This window comes from Geomonas sp., assembly GCF_035254065.1.
In the GTDB taxonomy this organism is placed as follows: Bacteria; Desulfobacterota; Desulfuromonadia; order Geobacterales; family Geobacteraceae; genus Geomonas.
The window spans coordinates 1-10,657 of sequence record NZ_DATFBA010000399.1; the positions used below are offsets into that span (position 1 = coordinate 1).

General features: G+C 59.8%; 13 protein-coding genes. 7 read left to right on the forward strand and 6 right to left on the reverse strand.

The genetic code is table 11. From position 1 onward, the window contains the following. Positions 1-1,806, forward strand: a 1,806-nt coding sequence (locus VJ604_RS18755) for an IscS subfamily cysteine desulfurase (RefSeq protein ID WP_324085142.1), incomplete at its 5' end; no start/stop codon positions are given. A 166-nt stretch (positions 1,807-1,972) separates the two neighbouring features. On the opposite strand, the gene VJ604_RS18760 is transcribed toward VJ604_RS18755, so the two are convergent. After that, positions 1,973-2,263 carry a hypothetical protein gene (locus VJ604_RS18760; RefSeq protein ID WP_324085144.1) on the reverse strand — a complete coding sequence of 97 codons (291 nt, stop codon included), beginning with the start codon at positions 2,261-2,263 and terminating at the stop codon, positions 1,973-1,975. A 165-nt stretch (positions 2,264-2,428) separates the two neighbouring features. Then, positions 2,429-2,833, reverse strand: a complete 405-nt coding sequence (locus tag VJ604_RS18765; RefSeq protein WP_324085147.1) for a c-type cytochrome — start codon at positions 2,831-2,833, stop codon at positions 2,429-2,431. Between the two features lie 163 nt (positions 2,834-2,996). Between VJ604_RS18765 and VJ604_RS18770 the strand changes: the two genes are divergently transcribed. The 4 genes from VJ604_RS18770 (at position 2,997) to VJ604_RS18785 (ending at position 6,446) form a co-directional block, all read left to right on the forward strand. Then, positions 2,997-3,323 carry a hypothetical protein gene (locus tag VJ604_RS18770; protein ID WP_324085148.1) on the forward strand — a complete coding sequence of 109 codons (327 nt, stop codon included), beginning with the start codon at positions 2,997-2,999 and terminating at the stop codon, positions 3,321-3,323. A gap of 185 nt (positions 3,324-3,508) precedes the next feature. After that, complete coding sequence (locus VJ604_RS18775; RefSeq protein ID WP_324085151.1) at positions 3,509-4,666, forward strand: acyl-CoA dehydrogenase family protein; 1,158 nt, start codon at positions 3,509-3,511, stop codon at positions 4,664-4,666. A gap of 6 nt (positions 4,667-4,672) precedes the next feature. Continuing rightward, positions 4,673-5,965: a thiolase C-terminal domain-containing protein gene (locus VJ604_RS18780; protein ID WP_324085154.1), complete on the forward strand. Its 1,293-nt coding sequence runs from the start codon at positions 4,673-4,675 to the stop codon at positions 5,963-5,965. Position 5,966: 1 nt separating this feature from the next. Then, complete coding sequence (locus VJ604_RS18785) at positions 5,967-6,446, forward strand: Zn-ribbon domain-containing OB-fold protein (RefSeq protein ID WP_324085155.1); 480 nt, start codon at positions 5,967-5,969, stop codon at positions 6,444-6,446. 245 nt (positions 6,447-6,691) lie between these two features. On the opposite strand, the gene glgC is transcribed toward VJ604_RS18785, so the two are convergent. Further along, the gene (glgC, locus tag VJ604_RS18790) at positions 6,692-7,930 is read right to left on the reverse strand and encodes a glucose-1-phosphate adenylyltransferase (RefSeq protein WP_324085157.1); all 1,239 of its coding nucleotides are present in this window, start codon (positions 7,928-7,930) and stop codon (positions 6,692-6,694) included. Positions 7,931-8,257: 327 nt separating this feature from the next. Between glgC and VJ604_RS18795 the strand changes: the two genes are divergently transcribed. Next, positions 8,258-8,683 (forward strand): hypothetical protein, encoded by a 426-nt coding sequence (locus tag VJ604_RS18795; RefSeq protein ID WP_324085159.1) that lies wholly within the window; start codon positions 8,258-8,260, stop codon positions 8,681-8,683. Between the two features lie 124 nt (positions 8,684-8,807). Here VJ604_RS18795 and VJ604_RS18800 read toward each other — a convergent pair whose 3' ends face one another. From VJ604_RS18800 to VJ604_RS18810, 3 genes are all read right to left on the reverse strand, one after another. Beyond that, positions 8,808-9,134, reverse strand: a complete 327-nt coding sequence (locus VJ604_RS18800) for a hypothetical protein (protein ID WP_324085161.1) — start codon at positions 9,132-9,134, stop codon at positions 8,808-8,810. 113 nt (positions 9,135-9,247) lie between these two features. Further along, on the reverse strand, positions 9,248-9,520 hold the full coding sequence (locus tag VJ604_RS18805) for a DUF2277 domain-containing protein (protein WP_324085163.1): 273 nt from the start codon (positions 9,518-9,520) through the stop codon (positions 9,248-9,250). 158 nt (positions 9,521-9,678) lie between these two features. Next, a complete protein-coding gene (locus VJ604_RS18810; RefSeq protein ID WP_324085164.1) occupies positions 9,679-10,059 on the reverse strand; it encodes a hypothetical protein in 381 nt (126 codons plus the stop codon). A 314-nt stretch (positions 10,060-10,373) separates the two neighbouring features. On the opposite strand from VJ604_RS18810, the gene VJ604_RS18815 reads away from it, so the two are divergent. Continuing rightward, positions 10,374-10,657: hypothetical protein (locus VJ604_RS18815; RefSeq protein WP_324085166.1), on the forward strand; the 284-nt coding region annotated here is incomplete at its 3' end.

Sequence of the window (10,657 nt, forward strand, 5' to 3'; positions counted from 1 at the left end):
GGTAAGTTTGAGATCGCTTCCACGCTGCTGGCTGAAAACGGGTACGACCCGCTTCCGGTTTACACGGAACCGGGAGAGGGGCCGCTCGCCAACCCGGAACTGGCGAGGGAGTACCCGCTAGTGTTTAACTCCGGCACCCGGACCATCCACGACTTCCGCACCCAGCACCACGGCGTGCAGGGCCTTCGCGACGGGAAGGAGGTACCGCCGGTGGTGATCAACCGGCAGGATGCCGAGCGGGCGGGGATCGCGGGTGGTGAGGTCGTGTGGGTGGAGAGCGTGCGCGGGCGGGCACGCTACCATGCCGAGATCAGCGACGATATCGTGCCCGGCGCCATCGATGCCGCCATGGGTGGCGGCGGCCCGCTGGGGTCGCAGGCGTGGCAGGAGTGCAACGTGAATGTCCTTACCGATCCGCGCCGCTACGATCCCATCTCCGGCTTCCCTGTTTATAAGAGCCTGCTTTGCAGGGTGAGGAAGCTGGAGGGGGGTGGTCGGGTGGAGGGAACTTCGTTGGAGTCGCCGGCTGCAGTCCCCCTCCCTGGCCCTCCCCCTTCGGGGACGTGGGCGGGAGCCGAAGAAAGTAAGGAGGCCGGGGCCAGCTGCCAGATCGACATTGCGCCAGGCACCATCCCCTCATCCCGCCGGATCTACCTCGACAACAACTCCACCACGGCGGTGGCACCGGAGGTGCGGGAGGCAATGCTGCCATTTTTGGGTGAGGAATGGGGCAACCCCTCCAGTATCCACGCATTCGGCAGCCATGCGAAGTCCGCGCTGGAGGCGGCCCGGCGCGTGGTTGCCCAGGGACTGAACTGCACCGCGCGACGCATCGTGTTCACCGGCGGAGGTTCCGAGGCGGACAACCTCGCGCTCAGGGGTGTGGCTCAGGCATCGGACGGTAGCCGCCGCCACCTCATCGTCAGCAGCGTTGAGCATCCGGCCGTGCTGAAAACGGCCCACGTGCTGGCAGGGATGGGGTACGAGCTGTCAGTACTGCCGGTGAACCGGGACGGGGTGGTGAAGCCCCGGGAGTTGGAAGCTCTCCTTCGCCCGGACACCTTGCTCGTCTCGGTGATGCTCGCCAACAACGAAACGGGAGCGCTACAGCCCGTGCGGCAGCTTGCTGAGATAGCGCACCGGCAGGGTGCGCTCTTTCATTGCGATGCGGTGCAGGCCTTCGGGAAGATCCAGGTCGACGTCGAGGAACTGGGCGTGGACCTTTTGGCCCTGTCAGCCCACAAGCTGCACGGGCCCAAGGGGGTAGGGGCGCTCTATGTCAGGAAGGAGGTGGCGATAGAACCACTGGTTACCGGGGGAGGGCACGAGCACGGCTTGCGCGCGGGGACTGAAAACGTACCGGGCATCGTCGGTTTCGGTAAGGCAGTGGAGTTGTCGATTAAGCGGTTGTACGGGGAGGAGCCTGCCAGGGTGGCGCGGCTGCGGGACCGCCTCGAGGAGGGTGTCATGGCGATCCTGCCGCTAGCGCGCAGGAACGGTCCCAGCGACGAGCGCCTTCCCAACACGCTGAACATGATCCTGCCGGAGGTCCGTGGCGAATCGCTGGTGCTCTTTCTGGACCGCAAAGGGATCGCCTTCTCCTCAGGCTCCGCCTGCAAGTCGGGGAACCCGGAGCCGTCCCACGCCCTGCTCTCCATGGGGCTTACCCCGCAGGAGGCGCACTGCTCGGTCCGCTTTTCACTGGGATGGGGTAACACAGAAGAAGAGATCGACTACCTGCTGGCGTCCCTGCGCGAACTGCTCGGCGAGACCCGTAACGTGGTGCGCTTCGTCCCCTGCCGGTAACAGCCTTTGGATGGAGTAACAGTGGTACTTATATTCCCTCTCCTCTTTAGGGGAGAGGGTGCCCGAAGGGCGGGTGAGGGTTGCCACGCACTGCAGGAAATGCCTCCCTCACCCCCGCCCCTCTCCCCTAAAGGGGCGAGGGGAGAGGTCGGATATCGGAAGGTAATCAGATTTTCCGGGCAGCTCCTATCCTGCTCCCCGCCGCAATGACGAAGACAGCGCCCGAGCCCGCCATGTTTCCCACGCTGACCGCCGTGAAGATCCTGTCCCCGACCAGCAGCCACGCGTAGAGGGCAGTGACCAGCGATCCGACGCACCAACCGCCGAAGGAGATGAGCGATAGCGACAGGGCATGCTCCCGGTCCTTCCACGCCTTCCCTATCTGCGGCAGATAGAGGAGCACCGCGGCGACACCGTTGAGAGCATAGAGTGATTTGAGGGTGACCAAGAGATTCATGGAGATGGTATCTCTGCCGAGTTGGGATGGATTCCACTAGTGAAGATACAGCATAAAGCGAGCTCAAAGCAGTGAACTGCATCACCAAAAATGGAAAGGAGCCCAGACCTTGATAGGCTGGGCTCCTTTACATTTCCTGTCACTTTGTCGGGCGGGGATCCCGGATCAATGGAAGGTAGCGAGGATGTAGTCAGCGATTTTTTTGGCGTCGTCGTCGGAGATGGTGGTGGTGTCAAACTTGGTCATACCCGGACCGGGAGTCCTCATCAGCTTGACGATGTCATCGGAGGTCTTGACGTTGTTGGCGGCCATGTCTTTGGCGTGCAGGGTCTTCTTGGGATTGATGGTGTTGCCGCCGTCGGGATGGCAGGCGGCGCAGTACTGCTTGTAGAGGGCCTCGGCGGCAACGGCACCTGACGGTGGAGCAGCCTTTGCCGAGGAGACCGGCGCGGTTGCCGGGGGGGCCGGCGCATTTGCCGGCGCCTGCTCAGCCTGCTGTTTCTTGCATCCTGCCATGCCACTGATACTGAATGCCAGTACAGCTAAGGTGACTACGATACGCCTGTGCATGGGTCTTCCTCCTTAGTATTTATTTATCTGGCGAGTATACCAGACTATCCAGCGCTGTGTAGTCAAGGCGGTTTGACAAATAGTGTACCCATGTTAATTTTTAGCATCCCACCACCACTCCATGCCGCGCAGGCCTGCAGCATTACCATGGGAGGAGACGGAAATGACCAGAGGTAGCCTTATCATTGCAGCAGCGCTCCTGTTGGCAGCTTGCTCATCGTCTCACTCGGTGAGACCCGACTCGCAGGCGGGCATCCCGGTCGACCATCAGCAGACGCTGGGACAGGACAAGGCAAAGGATGATGCCTGCGAGTGCTGCCAGAAATGCAAAGCGGCCAAAAGCTCGATCAAATCGAAGGAAACGGAAGGCCAGCAGATGAAGGACGGCTGCAAGGATTGCTGCGGCAATTGCGGAGAAGTGCTGAAACCGGCCCCGGAGGCCGCGCCTCCCGAGAAGATCGAAAAGAAGATCAGGCTTCCCGAGCAATAGCACGAGGTGATGGTTCACACAGTATGAACTGACTCTCGTGCTGGGACTTGGCAGTAAAAGCGCAATGACCAAGAGATGATATTCTTTAAGCAGGCCGTTTCCAGACAATAAAGAATCTCTTTTGTGTCTATTGTGCTTTTTTTGTTGGCTGAAAAGGATTGGTTCCGACCTTAGCGGAGGTCGTTATGGAGTTCGAACTCAACGAAGAACAGAAAGCGCTGCAAATGAGGGTCAGGGAGTTCGCCGACCGCGAGCTCGCCCCCGGAGCAGCCCAGCGCGACGCCAGCGGCGAGTTCCCGGCCGAGGCGATCAAAAAGCTGCAGGAGATGGGGCTCTTCGGCCTGATCTTCCCGCAGCGCTACGGAGGCGGCGGCCGCGATTTTTTGAGCTACGTGGTGGCCGTCGAGGAACTGGCCCGGGTAGACGCCTCGGTCACCATCACCCTGCTCGCCCACACCCTGTGCGCGACCCACCTTGACCTCTTCGCTTCCGATCAACAGAAAGAACGTTACCTCTCGCCGCTTCTTCGAGGAGAGGCGGTGGGCGCCTGGGCGCTTTCCGAGCCGGAGGCGGGCAGCGATGCCGGCGGGATCAGGGCGGTGGCAGCTTCCGATCAGGAGGGGTGGCGGCTAAACGGCAGGAAGTACTTCATCAGCAACGGCTCGCGGGCGGGGGTCCTGGTGGTGATGGCCAAAAGCGACAGCTCCCAAGGGGCCCGGGGGATTTCCGCCTTCGTGCTGCCCGGCGAGGTCCGGGGGCTGGAGAAGGGGAAAAATCTCGACAAGCTCGGCTACCGCTCCAGCGATACCGTCGCCTTGATGCTGAAGGACGTCCGGCTGGAAAAGGACGCGCTGATCGGCCAGAAAAACCAGGGGTTCCAGCAGGCCATGCAGGTGCTTTCGGCAGGGAGGATCGGCATGGCTGCCATGTCGGTCGGCATCGGCCGCGCCTGCCTGGAGCAGAGCATCGACTACCTGCAGAAGCGAAGCGCCTTCGGCCTGAAAATCGGCGAGTTCGAGGCGCTGCAGTGGATGGTGGCGGATATGGCGACCGAGCTGGACGCGGCGAGGCTTTTGACCCTGCGGGCGGCCAGGCTGAAGGACCGGGGGGAGCCGTACGCGAGGGAGGCCTCCATGGCCAAGCTGTTCGCCTCCGAGGCGGCCATGCGCGCGGCGCTCAAGGCGGTCCAGATGCACGGCGGCCATGGCTATACCAAGGCCTATCCCGTTGAACGTTATTTCCGCGAGGCGAAGCTGTGCGAGATCGGCGAGGGGACCTCGGAGGTCCAGCGGCTGATCATCGCCCGCTCCTACCTGAAAGACCTGATCAAGACCAAGAGGTGATCACGCATGAGACCTGTCTACATGATTTCCGGAGGCATCACCAAGTTTGCCAAGGCGCTGCCCAAGACCGATTTCCGCCGCATGGTGAAGGACGCCTATGATTACGCCATGGCCGACCTTCCGAAGCTGAGCCGCGACCAGATCGACGGCAGCGTCTGCTCCTACTTCTCGGACCATTTCACCCGGCAGCTGATGGCGGGGGCGATGGTGCAGGACTACCTGGGCTTGAACCCCAAACCCTCGCGCCGTGTCGAGGGGGGCGGCGCCACCGGCGGGCTCTGCTTCCAGTCCGCCTGGGAGTCGGTCGCCTCCGGGCGCATGGACGTCTGCCTGGCGATGGGGTTCGAGACCATGGGAAGGGTGAACACCTGGAAGGGGAACGAGTTCATCGCGCTCGCCTCGGACACCAACTTCGACTACCCGGTGGGGGGGTTCTACTCCGGCTATTACGCCATGATGGTCATCCGCCACATGCACGAGTTCGGCACCACCGTGGAGCAGATGGCGAAGGTCTCCATCAAGAACCACCTGAACGCCATGTACAACCCCTACGCGCAGCGCCCCGAGAAGCTCACCATCGCGGACGTTAGGGCCTCCATGATGGTGGCCGAGCCGCTCACCATCCTGGACATCTGCCAGATGTCGGAGGGGGCGGCGGTGGCCATCCTGGCCTCCGAGGAGATGGCCAGGAAGCTGTGCGACAACCCGGTGCTGATCAGCGGCGTGGGGACCGGCACCGACGCCATGCGCATGGCCGACCGCCCGCACGGGGAGGTACTGCTCCTTTCCCACGAGAACAAGGAGGAGTACGCCGACCTGAAGTACCCCGGCGTGCATTCCTTCCGGGGCGGGCGGGCCGCCGCCAAGCAGGCCTACCAGATGGCCGGCATCCAGGACCCGCGCGCGGAGCTGGACTTCGTGGAACTGCACGACGCCTACACCTCCTCGGAGATCCAGACCTGCGAGGACCTGGGGCTCTGCAAGTACGGGGAAGGGGGGAGCTACGTCGATTCCGGCACCCCCTTCATGGCCAACCTCGACTACGGGCTGAGCTTCCCGGAAAAGAGCAAGTGGCGACGGCTGCCGGTCAATCCTTCAGGCGGGCTGCTCGCCTGCGGGCATCCGGTCGGCGCCACCGGTCTCATGCAGGCGGTGTTCGCCTTCTGGCAGTTGCAGGGGACCATCGGCAAGCACCTGGGAGATGCCACCCTCCAGCTTCCCGAGCCGAAGCGCGGGCTGATCCACAGCCACGCGGGGACCGGGACCTACATCACCGTTTCGATCATGGAGAAGGCCTGACATGGACAAGAACGCCAAGCTGCCCGAAACCGATGATGGCACCATCCTCTTCAACACCGACCCCATCATCCTCAAGTACCACTACGAGATCGACTACCTGCACTCCTACGCGCAGGATTCCCCGTTCTTCGCTGGACTCACCAAGAAGAAGCTGATGGGGAGTCGCTGCACCGGATGCGGGCGACGCTTCGCCACCCCGCGCGGGCACTGCATGGAATGCGGTGCCCCCACCGAGTGGTTCGAGCTGCCGCGCGAGGGGAGGGTACACACCTACACCACCTGTCACTTCGGCGGCGAGGCCTTCCTGAAGGAGACCCCCTTCACGCTGGTCATGGTGGAGTTCGACGGCGTCGACACGCTGTTCCTGTCGCGGCTGATCGGGGCAGAACCCGACGAGGTCAAGGTCGGCATGCCGGTCAGGGCGCGTTTCCTGCGCAACTGCAAGTTCAAGCCGACCGATGTCTACTTCGTGCCGATGTAAAGGCTCCGTTCATTGTAAACGTTCCCTTCACCAACGAAAAAAGCCCCGGTGCACCCGGGGCTTTTTTTCATTAGTCTCACTTTTTCGCTCAGCCAGATTGCGCCCTCTCTTTCACCCATCCTCATCCTGTCCTTCTCCTTGAAGGAGAAGGTACCGTCAGCGAACATTATGACAAATTACGTCTTTTTGCCTTTTCTCCCTCCCCTTCAAGGGGAGGGCAGGGGTGAGGATGGGGTTGGCTTCTTCTACTTCTCGATCCTCGGCACCACCACGATCCCCGACTCGGTGATCGTGTACCCGCACTTTTTGTCTTGCTCGTGGTCGTAGCCGATGGTGGTGCCGTCCGGTATCACCACGTTCTTGTCGATGATCGCCTTCCTGATCTTCACGTGCCGGCCGACGGTGACGTTCTCGAACAGGATGGAGTCTTCCACCAGGCTGTAACTGTTCACTTTGCAGCGCGGCCCCAGGATGGACCTGGCCACCAGGCTGCCGCTGGTTATGCAGCCGGCGCAGACGTAGGAGTCGATGTTCTGCCCCCGGCGGTCGTCCTGGTCGAAGATGGTCTTGGCAGGCGGCAGATTTCCCTGGTTGGTCAGGATCGGCCACTTGTAGTTGTACAGGTTCAGTTGCGGCGATACGTTGATCAGGTCCATGTTGGCTTCGTAGTACGAATCCAGGGTGCCGACATCCTTCCAGTATCCCCTCTCCTCGCTCTTCATGCCGGGAACCACGTTGTCGTTGAAGTTGTAGGCGAAGATCCGGTCGCGGTTTTCCAGCATCATGGGGATGATGTGCTTGCCGAAGTCGAGGTCTTCGTAGCGCTTTTTCCCTTCCTGCAGTACCTCGATCAGCTTCTTGGTCGGGAAGATGTAATTGCCCATGGAGGCGAAGCAGGTCTCCCTGCCGGGAATGGTTTCCGGGTGCTCGGGCTTTTCGGTGAAAGCGGTGACCCGGGAATCGTCGTCCACCGAGAAAACGCCGAAGCGGCTGGCTTCCTCCACCGGAACTTCCAGGGCGGCAATGGTCAGGTCGGCCCTGTTCATGCGGTGGAAGGCGATCATCTGGTTGATGTCCATCTTGTAGATGTGGTCGCCGCCGAACACCGCCACGTAATCGGCATCCGACGATTCCACGAATCTCAGATACTGGAGGATGGCGTCAGCAGTCCCCTTGAACCAGGATTCGCTCTCGGAGCTGGTCTCCGGGGAGATCGCCACGAAAAATTCGCCGAGGCCGGTCCACTTGCCCCACGATTCGCGGATGTGTTTGGTAAGGGAATAGGCGCGGTACTGGGTGAGGATGTAGACCTTCTTGATGCCGGAGTTGAAGAGGTTGCTCAGTACAAAGTCGATTATCTTGTATTTGCCGCCGAAGGCGACGCTCGGTTTCGCCCGTCTCAAGGTCAGCGGGCTCAGCCGCTCGCCTTTGCCACCAGCCAATACCATAGCAATCGTGTTCTTGCCGACATTACCCGAATACATGCTGTTTCTCCTCCGGCAGAAAAAGCTCTGCCTCAATAAAAAATGATCATAGATACATGAGTCGGAACGCGAACACGTCCATCTCCGCCACAAACAGCGGTAATTGTAACAGAAACTGCCAAAATTCCTAATGCGACAGCCAAATTTTTGTAATGGAACTCGTTGTAGCCGGTGACCGTCGCCACGTTTCCGCCACGGTTGCCACACCTTCGGGCTAAGATATAATTTCTAAAGCTGATGAACGTCCCTTTTCCCTCGGCTTCCCTCGTAAACCATCCTGCGCTTCCATAACTTCCGTCACCGAAACCTTACAAAAAGGAGACCATTATGGACACCGCCGATTTTCCCAGCAAAGGAGAATTCCCCTATCGAGCCTTGATCCGCATCCTACCCGAGAGTCTGCTCAATGAGGTCGCCGCCAGGGCAATCGAAAAAGTCGCTCACACCATCTCGAACAGAGAAGCAGCAACTGCCATCCGTAAGGCCGCAACCACGGCAATCACCCAGGTCCACAGCAATCATGTGCAGTTTTCCGCCGAAACCGGCGACGACTACCCGCAGTGCGGCAACGATTTAGGCGCCCTCTTGTACTGGATGGAGCGCCACCATCACAACCCGGGGCCTCCGCAACCATGGTACGATCTGGCTACCATCGGCTTGATCGGGCAGGTAGCCATGAAGGTTGGCGGCCCCGTGCGCGAAATGATGACTCCGGCACTGCAGGCGGCAACTAAGGCGTGCACTCAACGTTAAAAAACCCGTGGCACCTAAATACATTCCAGGACGGTCATCAGCCCCTTTCGTTGAGGCCACCAAAAAAACATCAGAAGGTCGGGGAAGTTCTTCCCGGCCTTCTCCTTTTTCCGCCGGGCTGATGTCACATCCATACCAAATAAGCCAGCCAAAAAACGACCAAAAGGGCAGGTGGCAGAAGCACAGTGGGAACCAGCGATATCCAGTATTCTAAGGGGCGAGCGAAGTACCTCCGCTGCTGGTTGACCACCGCGAGCACCACGGCCAGCATCCAAAGCAGGAGAAATATGGTGACGATAAGCCAGGTACATCTGCTCCAGAAGGCAAAGAGCTCCAGGTTGCCGATTCCCGCCTTGTTCATGGCTCCATCAGCCTTGTACGCGGTGAAGACGGCGCCGGCAATGCAGGCATATTCCGCGACCGGGAGAACTATGTTGCTTAGTTTCATCATCTCTCACGGTGGGGTTATACTGTCCGCCCCTTTACCATCAATCTCCCGCACAGCGTCCCTTCTCCTTCAAGGAGAAGGACAGGATGAGGATGGGGTGCTGTCCGCCTACCTCATCAATTCCGTCCGAACCGCTTCTTGGCCGCCGCCTTTGCCCTTTCCCGCTCCGTTTCCCGGTCATGCGGCGGTGCGGTGGTGGAAAGCGAGCCCAGCAGAGTCCGCGCGGCCTCCGTTACCTGCTCAACGGCCAACTCAAAGGGAGCTTCGTTCACTTTGGAAGGTGTGTTGAACCCGCTCACCTTCCTCACGAATTGCAGCGCCGCAGCGCGAATCTCCTCGTCGGTCGCCGGTGGATCGAAATTGAAGAGAGTCTTGATGTTTCGGCACATACGCTCCTCCGCCCCGGTTATCATACTACGATTTCGACTTCGCGCCCCTCTGCGTCTTCTTATACTTCCTCATGGTCCAAACGGTTCTTCAAACTCAATTTGTCCGTTTTACGCCGTCTCAGGCTGCGCCCAACTTCACCTTGAAGGAAGGGATGGGATCAATCGATGATGATCCGATACTCCGCCTTCAAGCGACAAGCCTCCCCACCTGGTGGGAGGGTGCCTTGGCATTCGAGTCTGCCGTGGATTCTGGAGTCGTCTCTTTTGATCATTTCTTGAATGATGGGTGCAAAGTCGAAGCCGCCGTGGAGGCATTCTTCGCGGGAACAGTCGAGACGGAAGGCGGCTTCGGCGTCGGGGGTGAAGATGATCTGCTGGTAGTTGGGCTCGGATTCGGAGTCGGCCACTTCGAATGCTACGAACAGGAGGATTCTGCTGACTTGGGGGTAAAGCTCGGAAAGGGTTGGGGCCGGACCTTCAAGGTGAAGGCTTTTGTTTTCACTGTTGTCTTTATCGGAACCGTTTTTGTCGCTGGTCATGGGCTGTCCTCGTGAGATTGTCACTTTAGAAAGTCGCTGTGCTGAAGCTAGTTCTGCGGCGGGCGCAGCATATCATGGTAGATTAGGGTCGTACAATTGAAATCGATATACAAAATAGCATAAAAGGAAAAGCTTGAAGACGGCGGTCACAGGGGTGGGCTCGGAGGACACGGAGGGATAATCTAACGTACCCCATCCTCACCCTGACCCTCCCCTTGAAGGGGAGGGGACGTAGGGCGGCATCATCTGGAGAACGCGTTCTCCGCTGAGCAGATGGCATTCGTCGTCTGGAGAATGCGTTCTCTGCGGAGGGAATGGCATTCGTCGCCTGGAGAACGCGTTCTCTGCGGAGCGAATGGCATTCGTCGTCTGGAGAACGCGTTCTCTGCCGAGCAAATGGTATTCGTCGTCTGGAGAATGCGTTCTCTGCCGAGCAAATGGCATTCGTCGTTTGGAGAACGCGTTCTCTGCGGAGCAAATGGCATTCGTCGCTTGGAGAACGCATTCTCTGCGGAACAAATAGCATTCGTCGTCTGGAGAACGCGTTCTCTGCCGAGCAAATGGCATTTGTCGTTTGGAGAACGCGTTCTCTGCTGAG